At 60.9% G+C, this 18,109-nt stretch carries 18 protein-coding genes and 1 pseudogene; 10 read left to right on the top strand and 9 right to left on the bottom strand.

Features of this window, described 5'->3' with window-relative positions; translation table 11 throughout:
- The first annotated feature begins 88 nt into the window (after nucleotides 1-88).
- On the top strand, nucleotides 89-2,302 hold the full coding sequence (locus WB528_RS04520; protein WP_423887231.1) for a GumC family protein: 2,214 nt from the start codon (nucleotides 89-91) through the stop codon (nucleotides 2,300-2,302).
- Nucleotides 2,303-2,331: 29 nt separating this feature from the next.
- Here WB528_RS04520 and WB528_RS04515 read toward each other — a convergent pair whose 3' ends face one another.
- Nucleotides 2,332-3,522, bottom strand: a complete 1,191-nt coding sequence (locus WB528_RS04515) for a GNAT family N-acetyltransferase (protein WP_423887230.1) — start codon at nucleotides 3,520-3,522, stop codon at nucleotides 2,332-2,334.
- A gap of 500 nt (nucleotides 3,523-4,022) precedes the next feature.
- Between WB528_RS04515 and WB528_RS04510 the strand changes: the two genes are divergently transcribed.
- On the top strand, nucleotides 4,023-5,036 hold the full coding sequence (locus WB528_RS04510) for a polysaccharide deacetylase family protein (RefSeq protein WP_423887233.1): 1,014 nt from the start codon (nucleotides 4,023-4,025) through the stop codon (nucleotides 5,034-5,036).
- A gap of 15 nt (nucleotides 5,037-5,051) precedes the next feature.
- Here the strand turns inward: WB528_RS04510 and WB528_RS04505 are convergent, their stop codons facing one another.
- Complete coding sequence (locus tag WB528_RS04505; RefSeq protein ID WP_423887229.1) at nucleotides 5,052-5,261, bottom strand: DUF2842 domain-containing protein; 210 nt, start codon at nucleotides 5,259-5,261, stop codon at nucleotides 5,052-5,054.
- Between the two features lie 93 nt (nucleotides 5,262-5,354).
- Between WB528_RS04505 and WB528_RS04500 the strand changes: the two genes are divergently transcribed.
- Nucleotides 5,355-6,449: a COX15/CtaA family protein gene (locus WB528_RS04500; RefSeq protein WP_423887228.1), complete on the top strand. Its 1,095-nt coding sequence runs from the start codon at nucleotides 5,355-5,357 to the stop codon at nucleotides 6,447-6,449.
- An 18-nt stretch (nucleotides 6,450-6,467) separates the two neighbouring features.
- Here WB528_RS04500 and WB528_RS04495 read toward each other — a convergent pair whose 3' ends face one another.
- The 4 genes from WB528_RS04495 to WB528_RS04480 all read right to left on the bottom strand — a co-directional run bounded on the left by WB528_RS04495 (nucleotide 6,468) and on the right by WB528_RS04480 (nucleotide 9,714).
- Entirely contained in the window at nucleotides 6,468-6,809 is a 342-nt protein-coding gene (locus WB528_RS04495; protein WP_423887227.1) for a hypothetical protein, read from the bottom strand.
- 72 nt (nucleotides 6,810-6,881) lie between these two features.
- The gene (locus WB528_RS04490; protein ID WP_423887226.1) at nucleotides 6,882-8,165 is read right to left on the bottom strand and encodes an O-acetylhomoserine aminocarboxypropyltransferase; all 1,284 of its coding nucleotides are present in this window, start codon (nucleotides 8,163-8,165) and stop codon (nucleotides 6,882-6,884) included.
- 143 nt (nucleotides 8,166-8,308) lie between these two features.
- On the bottom strand, nucleotides 8,309-8,893 hold the full coding sequence (locus WB528_RS04485) for a CoA-binding protein (protein ID WP_423887225.1): 585 nt from the start codon (nucleotides 8,891-8,893) through the stop codon (nucleotides 8,309-8,311).
- A complete protein-coding gene (locus tag WB528_RS04480; protein WP_423887224.1) occupies nucleotides 8,890-9,714 on the bottom strand; it encodes an enoyl-CoA hydratase in 825 nt (274 codons plus the stop codon). Before WB528_RS04480 ends, WB528_RS04485 begins: the two co-directional genes overlap by 4 nt.
- A 77-nt stretch (nucleotides 9,715-9,791) precedes the next feature.
- Between WB528_RS04480 and WB528_RS04475 the strand changes: the two genes are divergently transcribed.
- The 6 genes from WB528_RS04475 to WB528_RS04450 all read left to right on the top strand — a co-directional run bounded on the left by WB528_RS04475 (nucleotide 9,792) and on the right by WB528_RS04450 (nucleotide 13,441).
- Nucleotides 9,792-10,220 (top strand): PaaI family thioesterase, encoded by a 429-nt coding sequence (locus WB528_RS04475; RefSeq protein WP_423887223.1) that lies wholly within the window; start codon nucleotides 9,792-9,794, stop codon nucleotides 10,218-10,220.
- A 153-nt stretch (nucleotides 10,221-10,373) separates the two neighbouring features.
- Entirely contained in the window at nucleotides 10,374-10,838 is a 465-nt protein-coding gene (gene rplM, locus WB528_RS04470) for a 50S ribosomal protein L13 (protein ID WP_423887222.1), read from the top strand.
- A 1-nt stretch (nucleotide 10,839) separates the two neighbouring features.
- On the top strand, nucleotides 10,840-11,316 hold the full coding sequence (gene rpsI, locus WB528_RS04465) for a 30S ribosomal protein S9 (RefSeq protein ID WP_423887221.1): 477 nt from the start codon (nucleotides 10,840-10,842) through the stop codon (nucleotides 11,314-11,316).
- Between the two features lie 234 nt (nucleotides 11,317-11,550).
- A complete protein-coding gene (locus tag WB528_RS04460) occupies nucleotides 11,551-12,768 on the top strand; it encodes a diguanylate cyclase (RefSeq protein ID WP_423887220.1) in 1,218 nt (405 codons plus the stop codon).
- 57 nt (nucleotides 12,769-12,825) lie between these two features.
- On the top strand, nucleotides 12,826-13,062 hold the full coding sequence (locus tag WB528_RS04455; RefSeq protein WP_423887219.1) for a hypothetical protein: 237 nt from the start codon (nucleotides 12,826-12,828) through the stop codon (nucleotides 13,060-13,062).
- 85 nt (nucleotides 13,063-13,147) lie between these two features.
- Nucleotides 13,148-13,441 (top strand): antibiotic biosynthesis monooxygenase family protein, encoded by a 294-nt coding sequence (locus tag WB528_RS04450; RefSeq protein ID WP_423887218.1) that lies wholly within the window; start codon nucleotides 13,148-13,150, stop codon nucleotides 13,439-13,441.
- 2 nt (nucleotides 13,442-13,443) lie between these two features.
- Here WB528_RS04450 and WB528_RS04445 read toward each other — a convergent pair whose 3' ends face one another.
- Entirely contained in the window at nucleotides 13,444-14,565 is a 1,122-nt protein-coding gene (locus tag WB528_RS04445; RefSeq protein WP_423887217.1) for an AI-2E family transporter, read from the bottom strand.
- 231 nt (nucleotides 14,566-14,796) lie between these two features.
- Between WB528_RS04445 and WB528_RS04440 the strand changes: the two genes are divergently transcribed.
- Nucleotides 14,797-15,570, top strand: a complete 774-nt coding sequence (locus WB528_RS04440) for a gamma-glutamyl-gamma-aminobutyrate hydrolase family protein (RefSeq protein ID WP_423887216.1) — start codon at nucleotides 14,797-14,799, stop codon at nucleotides 15,568-15,570.
- A gap of 265 nt (nucleotides 15,571-15,835) precedes the next feature.
- Here WB528_RS04440 and WB528_RS04435 read toward each other — a convergent pair whose 3' ends face one another.
- The gene (locus tag WB528_RS04435) at nucleotides 15,836-16,873 is read right to left on the bottom strand and encodes a 2-dehydropantoate 2-reductase (protein ID WP_423887232.1); all 1,038 of its coding nucleotides are present in this window, start codon (nucleotides 16,871-16,873) and stop codon (nucleotides 15,836-15,838) included.
- Nucleotides 16,874-16,915: 42 nt separating this feature from the next.
- Nucleotides 16,916-17,665 (bottom strand): annotated as a pseudogene (locus WB528_RS04430) (fumarylacetoacetate hydrolase family protein); the annotation flags it as partial.
- Between the last annotated feature and the right edge of the window lie 444 nt (nucleotides 17,666-18,109).

Below are 18,109 nucleotides of genomic sequence, written 5' to 3'. Positions count from 1 at the left end.
AAACCCCCGGAATTAACTCAGCGGCAACCTTAATGGAGTGTAATCGCCCCGCAGCCGGTAGAGTCGTGGTGTCCGCGGGGAGTGAGAGATGCGTTTAGCGTTCTGGCGTTCGGACAAGCCGGCGATCGCGCCGGCCGAGCCCGAAGTTACGCCGGCCGTCACCGAGCCGATAGCCACTCCAGCCGGCGATCTGGATTTTGTGGCGATCGGGCAGGCGCTGACGCGCAAGCGGATATGGATCATCGTTCCGACCATGCTTGCCGCTGTGCTGTCGATCACCGCCGTAAACATGATCACCCCGCGATACAAATCCGAGGTGCGGATCCTCATCGACGGGCGGGAAAACGTATTTCTGCGCCCGAATGGCGAGCGGAACGACGATCGCAACGCACTTGATCCCGAAGCCGTCACCAGCCAGGTGCAACTCCTGCTGTCGCGCGACCTTGCGCGAGACGTCATCAAGAAGAACAGGCTTGCAGAATTGCCGGAATTTGATCCGGTGCTGAGGGGTTTTTCCCGTCTCAAGTCTGTGCTCGCTCTGATCGGGATCGGCCGCGATCCCGTCTCGCTGACGCCGGAAGAGCGGGTGCTGGATGCCTACTACGACCGCTTTACAGCCTATGCGGTCGATAAATCGCGCGTCGTCGTCGTTGAATTTCAGTCACGCGATCCTGATCTCGCGGCACGGGTCGCCAACTCCATCGCTGACGGTTATCTGGTGCTCCAGCAGGACGCCCGGCGGGATCAAGCGCGGTCGGCGGGGCAATGGCTGGCAGGTGAAATCGAAAGCCTGCGCAAGAAGGTCGCTGACGCTGAATCCCGTGTCGAGGATTTTCGGTCGAAGTCCAGCCTGTTCGTCGGCACCAACAACACCACGCTGTCGAACCAACAAATGGGTGAGCTGAACACGCAACTGAACAATGCCCGCGCGCTCAAGTCCGACGCCGAATCGAAGGCGCGTCTGATCCGCGAAATGCTTCAGAGCGGCAAACCGATCGAAGCCTCCGAAGTATTGAACTCGGAATTGATCCGCCGCCTGAGCGAACAGCGTGTGACGCTGCGCGCGCAACTCGCCGAACAATCGTCGACCTTGCTCGATGGCCATCCGCGGATCAAGGAGCTCAAGGCGCAATTGGCCGATCTGGACCGGCAGATTCGCGATGAGGCGAGCAAGATCTCCCGCTCGCTGGATAGCGATTCGCGAATTGCCAGCGGCAGGGTTGAGGACTTAAGCGCTTACCTCGATCAGGTGAAGAAGCAGGCGAGCTCGGCCAACGGCCAGGACGTTCAGCTTCGGGCCCTTGAGCGCGAAGCCAAGGCGCAGCGCGACCTGCTGGAATCCTATCTCGCGAAATATCGCGAAGCCACCACCCGCGAAAATATCGAGGCCGCGCCGACGGATGGCAGGATCATTTCCCGCGCCAGCGTGTCCAACAGCCCAGCCTATCCGAAGAAGCTGCCGATCGTATTGCTTGCGACGCTGGCGGCATTGTTGCTGTCGACCGGAACGATCGTCACCGGCGAGTTGCTGCGCATGACGATCCCGCGCGCGGCGGCCGCGTTTGGACCGACGCCGGCGTCGGCTCCAGCGCGCGAGCCTGCGCCAATGATCGTTGCCGCTCCCGTCGAAACCGGGCCTGCGGTAGACCCCGTTGCAGTCCCGCTAGCTCCGGAAATCGAATCCGAGTTCGCTGAAGTCGAACAGCTTGTAGGCAAGTTGCTTGCTCCCGGAGCTGCCGCGCGCAAGGTTACCATTCTCGGCACGGCTTCGAGCGAGAGCATTACGCTGACGGCACTGACCATCGCGCGCCTGATCGCGCGCAATTCGAGGGTCGTTGTGGTTGACCTCGCGGCGGCCTCGCCAACCGTCTCGGCCGTGTCCGTTGATCCGAACGCCCCGGGTTTGGCGGAACTGATGCAGGGTGAGGCGTCATTCACGCAAGTGATCACCAGGGATCGGTTGTCGCGGACACATCTTGTAAGTGCCGGGGGGCCGGGCTCCGATCGCTCCCAGTTGCAGTTGCTGTTGCAGTCGCCACGGCTCGGTCTTGCGATCGACGCGTTGTTGAGGGTCTACGACTACGTTCTGCTGGACGCTGGCGGTGCCCCGGACCTGTCCGCGGAGCTCTTGACGTCGCAGGCGCGGGCGGTGGTGGTGCCGGATGCTTCCATGCCGGCCGATGCCCGCAACCTGATGTGCGAGCAGTTCAAAGCTGTTGGCTTCGCCGACGTGACGATGCTGAGCAAGCCGGTGCTGCCGTCCGACGGGGTTGATTCTTCTCCGCGTGTCGTGGCGGCTTAACTTCCCGAATTTCGTTTGGACCGGGTGTGCTAACGGAAGCCGCGCCGGAGCCGTTGCGCGAGGCGCAACAGCGCCGGGCTGTTTTTGACAAGACGCTTGATGCGGCTTGAAGCTGACATCACCATGGCCGCGACCGAGCCGCGCGGACTGAGCGGGATAAAGCAATCGAAGATCGGCTCGTTGGCCTTGCAAAACAGTTTCTTGTAGCCGTCCGATCCGACGCCGAGGTCGAGAGAGCGGTATCCACGTTCGGCGTAGTGGTCGACGATGTGGCGGACCAGGATAAGTCCGGGGCTGTAACGCGAAATGGCCGACACGGTATAAGTGTTGAACATCATTGAGAAGCGGGTGCCGTCGGCGACGCCGGCAAACACTGCGATAACTTCGCCGTCGCTTTCGAGGGCGTGTATCTCGATCACGCGGCCGCCCCCTGACAACGGCGTTATGCAGGCGTCACGGATGAAGTCCTCGACGCCTGGCTCGGCGAAGACGTTGGGCAACTTTTGTTCGGCCATTCGCAGTGGCTTGATACGGAAGAAGGCGTCGAGCAGGCGCTTGATATCCGCATCGCCGGCCGCGACATGGTAGCGATACCCGGGCAATGCCTGCAGTTTGCGTTCCTTTGTCTTCAGGCGCTGCCGCATCGAATGGCTGACGCGGGCCATCGCAGGCGTTCCCGGCACGATCGTCATCATGGGGCAATCGTTGATGGAGGGCTGGTGCGGCAGCAAACCCATCGGATTCGGCAGATCCTGCCAGGTGAGAGGCTGCTGGTCGAACGCGAGCAGGTCGACGCCCTCGCGCTCGTGGATCGCGGCAAAGACAAGATCCAGGTCGGCGCGGGACGCTACGGCGGCAAAATCCCGATTCCACAGCGCCATGTTGAATGTGGCGTGCTTGCCGCCCATGAAATGGACGATACGAATGCCCTTCGTCTGTCTAAGCACGAGCGGGAACAGCAACAACGGCATGCGATCGCGGTCATAGGCAACGACAATGAGAGGCTGGAGGCCGGCCCGCGCCGCGACCATCCGGTGCCACGGCCGCAGGAAATCGAACCGTTGATAGGGGGTAGAGAGGTGGTGTTGAAGTTCAAGGCTTCGCCAGACGGTCTCAGCCTGGTCAAGGTCAGTGAATATATCAACAGCGGCGAGGCGGCTTGGTGCCGACCATGCTGGCGCGCCTGCGTTTCGGCTTTCGATCGCGGCAGCCATCGTCATCGCAGTACCTGTCGCAAAAATCCGTGTAAGGGATTACTTAATTTTTGCCTCGACCGACCTTTGCAAAGAAATGTCAACAAAGGGTAATGACAATGGAGTTGCGGTGAGCGGATATTCCGCTGTGCCGGCTAGTGAAGTTGCTGCTCCGTTCGCGACATCCACTTCCACGAACTTCGAAAAGTTATCGGCACTGGTGTCCCGATTCCGAAGTTCGTATTGTCTTGCGGCCCCACGTTTACGAACTTCGGAATCGAAAGGACACCAGCCAAATTATTGTTCTAGTGCGGCTTTGGTTCAGAAGGTCCGCATGGCGAACTCGCGGCCGAAATAATACGGACTTCTGAACCGCCGCACTGGCAAACCCATTAATTTCTAGTGCCGTTGTTCTATTTGAAGTTCCTGGATCGAATTCGCCGCTTGTGGTGCAGGAACTTCAAATAGGCGGCACTGAGTTGCGGTGTCAGCGGTCCCCTTTGAAACAAGCGTTGAAAGACGAGACGTTGTCATCTGCAACCGAACTTCTGACAAGCCTCAAGCTGGAACTCGCTTATTTCAGCGGTCGCACGTGGTTGAAACGGCAGGGCGCGGGCGTCATCTTGCGCTTTGAGCGTGTTCGGCCTCGCAGCTCGGCGCGGTTTCAGCCGTTGCAGTCGCGCGAAATCGCGCCCGAGTTTCTCGATCGCACGATCCGCGCGCTGAAACGCTGGAACTATGACATCATTTCGATCGACGAGGTCTGCCGCAGGGCGGTCACGCTCGCCGCACGGGAGCGGTTCGTTTGCCTGACGTTTGACGGAGCCTACAAGGACATCGTCACGTCAGCCTATCCGGTGTTGTCGCGGCACCGTGTTCCCTTCACGGTCTATGTGCCGACCGCGTTTCCCGACGGTATCGGCGAGGCCTGGTGGCTCGCGCTCGAGCAGATGATCGCGCGGGAACCGCGCATCAGCCTCGTAATGGGCCGCAACGAAATGCACTTCGACGTCCCGGGAATTGCGGAAAAATATCAACTCTACGATCTTCTCACGCAGTGGGTGCGCTCGCTTGGAGCCGCGGAACTGTCTGCCGCCATCAAGGACCTCTGCACGCGTTACGCCGTCGATCTTGCGGCGCTGTCGCGGCAGGTTGCGCTGGACTGGGACGACTTGGCGACACTGGCGGCTGATCCGCTGGTGACGCTTGGAGGCGCAACGGTCAACTTTCCCGTTCTGTCGAACATGAAGGACGCGGCCGCATTGCGGGAAATGACCATGGGGAAAGCGGTCATGGAGACCGCGCTAGGGCGTGACGTCAAACACTTCGCATATCCGTTCGGCGATCGGAAATCCTTCCAACGCCGGCATATGGCGATGGCGGAAGAGGCGGGATTCGTCAGCGCAGTCTCGACCGTCCCCGGCGTCATTGAGCCGGCGGGGCACACACCACTGCTCGCGCTTCCGCGAATGACGTGGGACGGACGGCTGCACTCGTTGCGCGCCATGCGCGTGATCCTGTCGGGGGCGGCATCTACCTGAGACGAGCCCGCAGCATCAGGACGGGTCCGGCCGCGACATCCAGCTGACGATCGGCATCGCCGGAAGCACCCAGCCGATTCCCGCAACCACGTAAAAGACGGCCTGTAATTTGCCCGAGCTTGCAAGCCACGGCATCTGTGCCACGACCATCCCCATCAGCGACCACATCGCCGCCAGCAGCAATAATGCGATGGTTCCAAGCAGTTTACGGGTGCGTATTTTCATGACGGAATCGGTATTTTGCTCTCGAATGCGTGCTTTGCGTGCGGGAAGGGGCCGACTATAAGGTGCGCGGAACTTGTATCAAGTGCGATGATAATGCCTGCTATCTCCGGCTCCCAAACTCAGGATATCCGCCCCGTCCGCTGGTGGTTGATTGTTGTCGCCGCTTTGATCGCGATCATGGTGCTTGTCGGCGGCGCCACCCGTCTCACAGAGTCGGGGCTGTCAATTGTGGAGTGGAAGCCGGTCACCGGCGCGCTGCCGCCGCTCAATGAGGCGCAATGGACGGCCGCTTTCGAGGGCTACAAGACGATTCCGCAATACCGCCAGATGAACGCCGGCATGTCGCTTGACGAGTTCAAGAGCATCTTCTGGTGGGAATGGAGCCACCGGCTGCTAGGACGGGTGATCGGCGTGGCTTATCTGCTGCCGTTCCTCTGGTTTCTGTGGCGCGGTGTTCTCGGCAACGATCTGAAACGGCGATTGTGGGGGATCTTCGGGCTCGGCGCGCTGCAAGGCGTCGTTGGATGGTGGATGGTCGCCTCGGGGCTGTCGCAACGGGTGGAGGTTTCCCAATATCGTCTCGCGACACACCTCGTGCTGGCGCTCCTGATTTTTGCAGCCATCGTATGGACGCTGCGACGGATCGGCGAGACGGTGTCTTCCGCCGCGCCGTTGCGGCTCAAGATCACCGCATGGGTGCTGCTGGTCTTGACGTTTGTGCAGCTCTATTTCGGCGCATTGGTAGCAGGGCTTCGCGCCGGCAAGATCTACAACACCTGGCCTGACATTGACGGCGGGTTCATTCCCTCGGCCGTGAGGCTTTTCTTCGACGTGCCGTGGTGGCGTAATCTATTCGAAAATACGCTCACCGTGCAATTCGAGCACCGCATGATGGCCTACACCTTGTTTATCCTGGCCGTTCTGCATGCCGTTGACGCAGCCCGTTCCCGTGTTGACCGGGCGGCAGTCGACGGCGCGCTATGGCTCTTCGGCGTCGTCGCCTTGCAAGCGACCCTGGGCATCCTCACGCTGCTCAATCAGGCGCCGATGGATCTCGCGCTTGCCCATCAGGCAGTTGCGATCGTCGTGCTGACGTTTGTGGTCGCTCAGGTGGAACGTTTGACGGGATCTCGGCGCGAGGCGGCCAAGCAAGAGACGATTGGCGAACCCGTCACGCAGCCGGGCTGAAGCCGGGCGTGGCCTTTATCAGCAGTAGCCGAGCACGCCGCAGGCATAGGGCAATTGGAACCGATAATTGATGTTTGGGCCGCCGTAATAGGGGCCCTGATAGTCGTAGGAATGCGTGGAGCCATAGTAGCCGGGAAGCGTTGACGACCCCAACAAGATCGGCGTGTGCGGCGGAAGGTGGACGACTGGAAAAGCCTCCGATGGCGTGAAGAGGAGATCCGACTCCTCCACAACAGGGGCAGTCCGGCCGTGGCGCGGCACCTTGCCGTAGACGACCTTGCCTGAATCCGGCATGTCCGCGGCATGGGCCAAGTCAAATGCGAACATCGCGGCCGCAAGCAACAGTATCCAGCGCAACATCGCTCCGCTCCGAATCATACGGTAATGATTCAAGCACCTTTGAACGGAGCGAGTGTTAACGAGAATCGAATTTCAGCCCGGCCGCAGCGCCTGATCGAGGTCGGCAATCAGGTCTTCCTTGTCCTCGATGCCGATCGATAGCCGCACCATATCGGGCGCCGCGCCCGACTTGATCTTGGCGGCGTCATCAAGCTGGCTATGGGTGGTCGAGGCCGGGTGAATGACCAGCGAACGGGTGTCGCCGACATTGGCCAGATGCGAGAACAGCTTCAGCTTTGACACCAGATTGACGCCGGCGTCATAGCCGCCCTTCAGACTGAAGGTGAAGACGGCACCGGCGCCTTTCGGCGCATATTTGCGGGCGAGGTTGTTGTATTTGTCGCCGGCCAGCCCAGCATAGTTGACGGTGGCCACTTCAGAATGCGGGACCAGCCATTCGGCGATCGCTTTGGCGTTCTCGCAATGCTTCTGCATCCGCAGCGGCAACGTCTCGATGCCGGTCAGGATCAAAAATGAGTTGAACGGCGAGATGGCCGGGCCCAGATCGCGCAAGCCCAGCACGCGGCAGGCGATCGCAAAGGCGAAGTTGCCGAACGTCTCCTGAAGCTTGATGCCGTGATATTCCGGCCGCGGTTCGCTCAGCATGGGATATTTGTTGTCCTTCGACCAATCGAAGGTACCGGCATCGACAATGATGCCGCCGATCGAGTTGCCATGACCGCCGAGAAATTTGGTCAGCGAGTGTACGACGATGTCGGCGCCATGGTCGATTGGGCGGATCAGGTAAGGTGTCGCCAGCGTATTGTCGACGATCAGGGGAACGCCGGCCTTGCGGGCGACGGCCGCGATAGCTTCGATATCGGTGATCGTGCCGCCGGGATTGGCGATCGATTCGACGAAGATCGCCTTGGTGTGCGGCGTCACCGCGCGCTCGAAGCTTCCGATGTCGTCGGGATCGGCCCAGACCACGTTCCATCCAAAACTCTTGAAGGCGTGAGTGAACTGATTGATCGAGCCGCCATAGAGCTTGCGGGAGGCGATGAATTCGTCACCGGGCTTGAGCAGCATCTGGAAAACCACGACCTGCGCCGAGTGGCCGGATGCCGTCGCCAGTGCAGCGGTGCCGCCTTCAAGGGCCGCGACACGCTCTTCCAGCACCGCCTGCGTCGGGTTGCCGATCCGGGTGTAGATATTGCCGAACGCCTGCAAGCCGAACAGCGAAGCGGCGTGATCGGCATCGTTGAACACGAAGGACGTGGTTTGGTAGATCGGCGTTGCTCGCGCGCCGGTAGTCGGGTCGGGATGTGCGCCCGCGTGTACGGCAAGGGTGGAAAAGCCCGGAGGACGATCGGTCATGTGTGTGCCCTTTTTGCCTGATTTACGGAAGGTATGCTGATGTCGGCTGCGTCCGGCGTCAAGGCGGAGTAGCGGTTGACGGTCTGTTTGGAGAGGTTCTGCCGAGTTCGTCGCTATCGGCGCAAGAATCGTCTCAACCCGTGTCAGGGCACATCGGTTCTGTTTTTTGCTGCGCGGTCGGACGCATCGGTCGTTCCACCGCCAACGCTGGTGCGCCCCAGCGAAAGCCGCATGCCCTGCGTCGGCATTGGCGCGCGCTTGGAACTCAGGGTGCGCGAATTCACACCCATCCATGAGATTTCCGAAGACAGCCGGCCATATTCGATCTTGGGACAGCGGTTCATCACCACCTTGAGACCAGCGGCTTGCGCCTTTTCGGCTGCGGCATCGTCGCGCGCGCCAAGCTGCATCCAGATTATTTTCGGCAAAGGCGTCATTTTCAACGCTTCATCGACAGCGGGCATGATGTGGCTCGAGTTTCGGAAGATATCGACCATGTCGATGGGCCGATCGATATCCAGCAACGAGGCGACGAAAGGCTTTCCGAGCAGGCTCTTGCCCACGTGGCCGGGGTTGACTGGAATCATGTCATAGCCTCGCTGGGCGAGATATTTGAACGCGAAATAACTCGGCCGCACGTTAACCGGCGAAGCGCCGACCATCGCGATGGATTTCACGTCATTGAGGATCGCGCGGATGTAGTTGTCGTCGTAGTTGTCGTGATTCATTTATCGTGCCATTTCGGCTCGCGCTTCTCGATGAAGGCGCCGATTCCTTCCTCGGCGTCGCGTGCCATCATATTCTCGGTCATCACTGCCGCCGCGTAGCGATAGGCTTCAGCGAGGCTCATTTCGGCCTGACGGTAAAACGCGGCCTTGCCGATCTTGATCGTATAGGCAGATTTGCGCGCGACCTTTTGCGCCAGCGCAATCGCTGCTTCGCGTTCGGTGCCGGCGGATACGACCCGATTGACGAGGCCGATCTCGCGTGCGGTGGTGGCCGAAATGGGTTCCCCGGTCAGCAGCATTTCCATCGCCTGCTTGCGTGGAACGTTGCGTGACAGCGCCACCATCGGCGTGGAACAGAACAGGCCGATATCGACGCCGGGTGTTGCGAAGGTCGCCGCTTCAGAAGCAATCGCCAGATCGCAGCTTGCGACCAACTGGCATCCGGCCGCGGTGGCAACGCCCTGAACCGCGGCGACGACTGGCTTTGGCAAATGGACGATCGCCTGCATCATGGTACTGCACGCGGTCATCATCTCGGCAAAATAAGCCCGGCCGCGATCGGCATCGCTGCGGCGTGCCGTCAGCTCTTTCATGTCGTGGCCCGCCGAAAACGCCTTGCCGGTGGCGGCAATCACGACAGCGCGCACCTTGGCATCGTCGTGGATCTCCCGAAGTGCGGCGGTGAGCGCTTCGATCAGGCCTTCCGACAGGCTGTTGCGGACGTCTGGCCGGTTGAGGGTGAGGATGCCGACATCGTCGATGCGTTCGCGCAACAGGATCGGCGATTGCGAAACGGGGGCGCGTGCTGTTTGTCTCGTCATCGAAATGGTCGCTTAAATGATGGGCTGACGTGCGAACCTAATGTAACAAGTGGCGCGAGGCGAGGGCGGTTAGTAGCATGGCAGTTGCAAAAATGACGGTGCCAGAGTTGGAAAACTTCCTTCGGGCCGAGTTTCCGCAGGCTTTTGCGGCGGACGATATTGTGATCGAAGCGGCCGATGGCGCCTCGTGCAGGCTCAGGCAGCGTTATAGCGACCAGATGCTGCGTCCCGGAGGCACGATTTCCGGCCCTACGCTGATGGCGTTGGCCGATTTCGCCATGTACGTCGTGCTGTTGTCGGCGATCGGTCCGGTTGGCCTTGCGGTCACGACGAACCTCAACATCAATTTCCTGCGCAAAGGCTCGCCTGGACTGGATGTGCTCGCGGCGGCGCGGATTCTGAAGCTCGGCAAGCGGCTCGCAGTTGGGGAAGTCAGCCTTCTGTCGGGTTCATCGCCCGATCCGATCGCTCATGTGACCGCGACCTATTCCATTCCCGTTGCTTAGAGATTTTTGAGGTATTATATAACCTTAAATTTAAGTAATTGATTTTACATAGATAAATAGTTCAAATCGACATTGACGTGGTCGCGAGACCTCTCTAGAAACCGCCGCAGTTTGGCGCACGACGTGCGCCTTCTCTTTTCACGGATTACTCACATGAAAACGTTTTCGGCAAAGCCGGCCGAGGTGACGAAGAAGTGGGTGCTGATCGATGCCAAAGGTTTGGTGGTCGGACGCCTCGCTTCCCTGGTCGCCATGCGCCTTCGCGGCAAACATCTTCCGACCTATACGCCGCATGTTGATTGCGGCGACCACGTCATCATCATCAATGCGGCGCATGCTGTGCTGACCGGCCGCAAGCGCGACAACAAGGTCTATTACAACCACACCGGCTTCATTGGCGGTATCAAGGAGCGTTCGGCCAAGGCGATCCTCGAAGGCCGTTTCCCCGAGCGCGTGGTGGAAAAGGCCATTGAGCGCATGATCCCGCGCGGGCCGCTCGGCCGTGTCCAGCTCGGTAACCTGCGTGTTTATCCCGGTGCGGAACATCCGCACGAAGCCCAGCAGCCGGAAGCGCTCGACATTGGCAAGATGAATCGCAAGAACAAGAGGGCCGCATAAGATGGCTGATACCGTGCAGTCGCTCGATCAATTGTCGCAACTCAAACCGGCAACGCCCGAAACGCCGAAATACGTCAAGAAAGTCGATAAATACGGCCGTGCCTATGCCACCGGTAAGCGCAAGGACGCGGTCGCCCGCGTCTGGATCAAGCCCGGCGCCGGCAAGGTGACCGTCAATACCCGTGAGGTCGAGGTCTACTTCGCTCGTCCGGTGCTGCGGATGATGATTCAGCAGCCGCTGATCGCCGCCGCCCGCGCCGGCCAATATGACGTGATCTGCACCGTGACCGGCGGCGGCCTTTCTGGCCAGGCAGGGGCCGTGCGTCACGGAATCTCCAAGGCGCTGACCTATTTCGAGCCGGATCTGCGCAGCGTCCTCAAGAAGGGCGGTTTCCTCACCCGCGACTCGCGCGTGGTCGAGCGCAAGAAGTACGGCCGCGCCAAGGCGCGCAGGTCGTTCCAGTTCTCGAAGCGCTAACTGCTTCGTTCAAATTTGCCGCGAACGCGGCATCTTCCGGTAGTGCAAAAGCGCCCGCTTGCGGGCGCTTTTTCTTTTCGCATTTTAATAATGAGTTGACGCAGTTTTTCCCGAAAACTTGCGCATCGAATCAAACGGATTGCCAACAGGGCAGGCATAGCGTGGCAGATGGCGAAGGGTCTTTGGTTCGACCGTGCGCCTTGAAATTGTGCATCACAAACTTTCGGTGACACCATGTCGCTCGATACTTCCACGCTCTACACCGTCGCCACGATGATCGCGGCGCTGCTGGGAATGATGCTGTTGTTCTTCGGTCTTCAGGAGAAAATTGCAGCACTGAAGTGGTGGGGATCGGCCTACCTGCTTGGGGCGGCGTCCGTGGCGCTGTGGACATTCGGCAGTGCCAGGTTCGGCGATATGTTCGCGCTGGCGGTGAATGCCGTCGGCTTTTTGACCTGCGGCATGGTCTGGAACGCCTCGCGGCTGTTTCACGGCAAGAAACCGAGTTTCCCCGGACTGGTGTTGGGCGCGTTGGTCTGGATCGCTGCCGTGATGACGCTTGGGTCGGGCGCGGCCGCGATGCGGCTGACCATCGGCGCTGGCATTGTCGCGGTCTATGCGGCGCTTACGGCCAGTGAATTGTGGACCGAGCGTCGCCGCAACTTGCGCAGGCGCTGGCCGTCCGTCGCGGTCCCCGTGCTGCACGGCTTCGTGCTGATGTTGCCGATCCTGTTGGGCGATCTTCTTCATCCGCATGACCGCGCTTTTGGCGACAGCATCTGGGTGACGATGTTCGCCGTCGAACTGTTCCTTTATGCAGTCGGCACGGTTTTCCTGATCTTCATGCTCGTTTCCGAGCGCGCGGTGACCGTGCACAAGAATGCGGCGTCGGTCGATCCGTTGACTGGCATGTTCAACCGCCGCGGCTTTTCCGAAGCCTGCGCGCGCGCCATCGAGCGCGAGGGCACTGCCGGCCGTCCGGTGACGGCGCTGATCTTCGATATCGATCACTTCAAGTCGATCAACGATCGCTTCGGGCATCCAGCGGGCGACGAGATCCTCAAACTGTTCTCGGCTGTCGTCGTGAATAACTTGCGGATAAGCGATCTTTCGGGTCGCATCGGCGGCGAGGAATTTGCGGCGCTGTTGCCATGCCCGCTCGAAGAGGGCGTCATTGTCGCGGAACGCGTGCGCGAAGCCTTTGAGGCATCCGGCATCGTCTGCGAAGAAGGCCCGGTCGATACTACAGTCAGCATCGGCGTGGCCGGCGGACCGGCAGGCACCGAGCTCGAGGTGCTGCTGGCGGCCGCCGATACCGCGCTCTATCAGGCCAAGCGCGGCGGCCGTAATCGGGTCGAGGCCGCGGAAGAATTGCCGCTGTCGCTCGAACACTGGCGGCGTAAAAGCGCGGGCTCCGCGCGCCCGGTCACGGGAGTGCCACGCCTGGCGTGACATCGAGGGGGCGGATGGTAACCCCATGTTTACCATCCGCTCCATACGCTTGGCGTTATGGAGTCGATCCGCAGGGGTAATCCGGAAGCCGCTCTGAGCTCGCTTGAAGCGGCTGCGATATCGGCGCGTGGCGGCTTCGCCTGTATGTTCTCGACCGCCGAAGAGTTTGAGACCGCTCTGATCACCGAGCGGCGTGCGCAAGGCCGCTACAGCGCGCAACGGAGTCGTTGGCCGATCGTCATGTTTGCCGGTTGCGCGATGATGGTCGTCGGCACAGTCCTGCTCCTCAGCTGAGCAAAGGCGGCTTGCGCGAGCGGCTCTTTCCTTTTTTGCTGGCTCGGTTACAGACAAGCCCTTCTTAAAAAGAAAGGCTTGCACCATGGTCACCGAAATCGCCCAAATTGAAGTGAAACCCGGCACGGAAAAGGATTTTGAGGCCGCCGTCGCCAAGGCAAAGCCGCTGTTCTTGCGCGCCAAGGGCGGCCGCGGCATGGAGCTCCACAAGTCTGTCGAGAAACCCTCGCGCTACCGGCTGTTCGTCAAATGGGAGACGCTGGAAAATCACACCGTCGATTTCCGCGGCTCCGAAGATTTTCAGGCCTGGCGCGGCCTGGTCGGGCAGTATTTCGCGAGCGCGCCCGAAGTCGAGCACACCCAGACCGTGGTGAGCTAAGATCATGCCGGCGTGGCGCTCGCCACGGGCGCCTCGGCCTTGAAGTGATCGATCAGCACCTTGACGATCGCCATCAGCGGCAGCGCCAGCGAGATACCCCAGATTCCGAACACGACGCCCAACAGGATCTGGAACGCAAACAGCGTGGCAGGCGGAATATCCAGCGCCTGGCGCTGCAGCATCGGCGTGAGGATGTAGCTCTCGAGCGCATGGACGCCGATGAAGAGCACCAGCGCACTCGCCGCCGCCACCCATCCGGAAGCAAGACTCGCCAATACGACAATCAGGCCCGCGACGATGGCGCCCACGGTCGGAATAAAGGCGAGCAAACCTGCCTGAATGCCCAGGATGAACGAGCTGGGGATGCCGATAACGGCGAGCCCAAGCCAGGTCACGGCGAACACGGCGGCCATCACGGCGATCTGCGCGATCAGCCAGCGCTCCAGCGTGTCGCCGATCTGGTCGATGATGACGGTGGCCCGGGCGCGGTGCTTCGCCGGCGCCAGATATAGAAGGCCCTTCCGGTAGACGCTGGGCTGGGCGGCGAAGGTCAGGCCCAGAAAAATCACGATGAAGAAGTTGCCGACCGCGCTCAGCGTGCCCAACAGCAGCTTCAAGGTCTGGCTCACGATCGCGCCGCCGCTCGATGCCAGCGCGCCCGCGCCGGAAAGACTGTGCGGTGGGCTGGGCGTGCCCGGCGAGGCTGGAGCGGACGGTTCCGAGGCAGGATTGCCCAGCTCGAAATAGCTGGTGTCGATCCCGTTGCGGTCAAGGAAGGCCTTCACGTTGACCAGTTGCGATTTGATCGTGCCGCTCAGCGCGGTGGCCTGCTGCGCGATGGTGCTGCCGCCGAGGAAAATGATGCCGGACAACATCCCGGCAAGCACCAGACAAACGATGACGAGTCGCAGCGAATGCGGCCATCCGACGACGCGGCCAAGCAGCTGGGTCATGGCGTTGAGCGCGACGCCCAGCAACATGCCGGCAAAGATCAGAAACAGCGTCGTCGCGAAAGTCCAGGCGAACAGCAGCAGGCTCGCGAAGGCGACCACGCCGATGCCGCCGACCGAGATGGCCCAGGCGAGATCGTTTCGGGCCTCACGGCGTTCCGGCGACAGCGGCACGTTTTCTTAAACCCCGCTAAAGTTACAGACACACTCTTTCGTCAAAACGCCTCGCGGATCAAGCCGCCCGGCCGGCTTGTTCCGAGACGATCTGTGCCTCGGGGCCAGCCAGCCACCGAGGGATGAATCCACCGCAGGGCAGGGCAGCCTGGGAAAATGGTCCTGAAATATTGATCCGATTCAGATGCAAGTGCATTATCACCCCTGAAAGGGTTACGAAATGGAAGGGGCATGAGAAGGAAGCCGGTTGTCGGTGTGATCGGGAATTCGCACCGCGTCGAAGGTCGTTTTGACGTCCAGGCGGTTGGCGTCCGAAACCTTCGCGCCATCGCCGAAGTGGCCGACGCCTTGCCGCTGGTGTTTGCGAGTTGCCCTGGCATCACCGACGTTGCTGCCCTGCTCGACGTGGTCGACGGCATCGTGCTGACCGGCGCCCGCGCCAATGTCCATCCCACCCGCTTCAAGTCCGCCCCCGACGCCAAGCACGAACCCTACGACATCAAGCGCGACGAGGTGGCGTTGACCCTGTCGGCGGCCTGCGTCGCCTGCGGCATCCCGCTTTTCGGGATCTGCCGGGGCCTTCAGGAGATGAACGTCGCCTTCGGCGGCTCCCTGCATCCGGAGATTCGCGAACTGCCCGGCCGCATGAACCACCGGATGCCGCGGCTGGAGAGCGGCGAAATCCATCCCGACCCCAAGGTGATCTTCGCGGACCGGCATGAAGTCCGCCTGCTCGCCGGCGGCGCCTTCGCCGAGTTGCTCGGCTGCGACACTATTCGCGTCAATTCGCTGCACGGTCAGGGCATCCTCGATCCCGGCGAACGGGTCGTGGTGGAGGGCATTGCGGAAGACGGCACGATCGAGGCGATCCGGATTGCGGAGGCGCCGTCCTTTGCGCTCGGCGTGCAGTGGCATGCCGAATACGATCCGCAGCGCAACCCGATCAACCGCGCGCTGTTTCAGGCGTTTGGCAAGGCACTCATCGAACACAAGCGCGTCGCGTAGGGTTTCGCAACTGGTTCCTTTCACCTCTCCCCGCCCGCGAAACGGGAATCGCATTCAAGCGGCAGCTTACTTTCTCTCCTCGTCATTCCGGGATGCGCCGTCGCGGCAAAAATAGTGGAGCTATTTTGCGCGGGAGGCGCAGGCCCGGAATCCATTTGTCCAATTGGCGCGAGGTGAGATGGATTCTCCGATGTGCAATTGCACATCGTAGCTCGCTCGTTTCACTCGCGCCCCGGAATGACGACGATGGACCCACTTCGTTTTCTCACGCGGCCTTGCCGATCTTCTCGACCTTCACGCCGCCGCCTTCGAGCAGCATCACCTTGTTGAGCAGTTTCACCAGCGCGTAGACCGACTGGATCGCGGGCGCCGACGTATTGGTCAGCTTGGCCATTTCGAGGATGGAGCCGATCAGCGCCTCGGTTTCCAGCGAACGGCCGGCCTCGACGTCCTGCAACATCGACGTCTTGTGGGCGCCGACGGCTTCCGCACCCGCAATGCGCTTCTCGATCGTGACGCGGAAGGTGACACCGAGTTTCTGCGCGATGTCCTGCGCTTCCTTCATCATGGTCGCGGCGAGATCGCGTGTTTCGGCAAACTGGCAGATATCGACCAGCGTCGCATGCGTCAGCGCCGAGATCGGGTTGAATGAGAGATTGCCCCACGCCTTGAGCCAGATCTCCGAGCGGATGTCTGGCAGCACCATCGATCGCAGGCCCGCCTTGATGAAGACGTCGTGCAATTCCCTCACGCGCGGCGTCTCCTTGCCGTCGAGTTCGCCGATCGGGAAACGGTCGCCTTCGACATGATGGACCACGCCGGGCGCGGTCGCAGCCGCCGCCGGATAGACCACGCAGCCGATGATGCGGCTGGGGTCGATATGCTTGGTGAGCACGCCGGAGGGATCGAGGCTTTGCAGCCGCTGATTATCGTACTGGCCGCCGAGTTTCTGGAAGTACCACCAGGGCAAGCCGTTCTGCACCGTCAGCACGATGGTGTCGGGCCCGAGCAGGCTGTCGATGTCGCGCACCACCTGATCGAGGAAATGCGCCTTTACCGCCAGCACGACGATGTCCTGCTTGCCGGCTTCGGTTGCCTTGTTCACGGCTTTCATCTTGGCGGTCTGCACCTTGCCGTCGTGCCATTCGAGCTTGAGGCCGTTCTTCTGGATGGCGGCGAGGTGGGCGCCCTGGTCGATCACGGTAACGTCATCGCCCGCGAGTGCGAATTTGGCCGCCAATAATCCTCCGATGGCGCCGGCGCCGACCACGCAGATCTTCTTCGGTTTCGGCGGAGCACCCAGCAGGTAGGGGCTCGGCAACACCTGGTCGAACACATTGGAGAGGCTGCCGACGCCGTCGATGACGATGTCGACGACATTATGGGCATCGCCCATGGTGCCGGCGCCGAGCGACGTGCCACAGGCGATGATGTCGCCGGGCATCAGTGTGACATCCTTCGAGATCGCGGCCACGAGGCGATGCGGCGGGAAGAACATGTCGGCGACGGGATAGTTCTGCCGCTCCTTGCCGTTCAGCACGGTTTTTACCGACAGCTTCATTGGGTCGAGCCCGGTCGAGATCACCGGCCCGAACACGCCGAAGGTATCGAAACTCTTCGAACGCGCCCATTGCTCGAACGACTTGTCCTTGCGCAGGAGATCGACGGCGGTGACGTCGTTCACACAGGTGTAGCCGAAGATGTAGTCGCCGGCTTCGGCTTCCGTGATGTTGAAGCATTTCTTGCCGATGACGACGCCGAGCTCGCCCTCGTAGATGATCTTTCCGGTGTAAGTCGCGGGCCGCTCGATCGGCTTGTTGGCCGGGTGGTAGGCGTTCGGCGCCTTCAGGAACCACAGCGGTTCCTTCGGTTCCTTGAAGTCGTTTTTGGCGGCGAGCTGATGGAAGTTGTTCCACAGGCAGATCATCTTGGAGGGATCGCAGGGCGTTTGCACCTGCACGTCCGCAAGCTTGAGCGTCTCGCCCATCGGTTTTGCCGCGCCGAACATCTCGCCCGAATGCACGATGATGGTGTCGCCTTCCAGCGTGCCGAAGCCGGTTTTGCCGTGGTGCTCGAACCTGATCCACTTTGCCATTGCGTGTCTCTCCCGTGATGTCTGGTGACGTCGTTGCGTGCCGCGTCATCTCGCGGGTACCTTAATCCTGATCCCGTTCGCCGCAAATCATGCACCGCACCATCGGAGAACGCACACTTGTTTGTGATTTTTTCAAATGGAGAAAAGGACAAGCGTTCGTATTCTCGCGGCCCTGACGGCCCGAGCTTGATGTCGGTTGGAGCCCAAAACAAGGGCGCAGGAAACGCCGGATGCAAGACCGCACCCGCAGCCCTGTGTGCGAAATAAAAAAGCACACAAGCGTAGTCACTACAGGCAAGGCCGGATCACCCGGCGTGTCCTGCGCGATGGTTTTACGGGTTCCTTCGTGCTCTTCCCGGCGATCGGGCTTTCTTGCCGCCGTCACCCCCGAGAAGCGTTGGCTTCTTGAGAGTTTGATATCAGCGTCGAGATATCAGAACCACA

The organism is Bradyrhizobium sp. (genome assembly GCF_049586575.1).
GTDB lineage: Bacteria > Pseudomonadota > Alphaproteobacteria > Rhizobiales > Xanthobacteraceae > Bradyrhizobium.
Note: the sequence above shows the minus strand (reverse complement) of the source record. Positions and strands in the feature narration are given on the sequence as shown.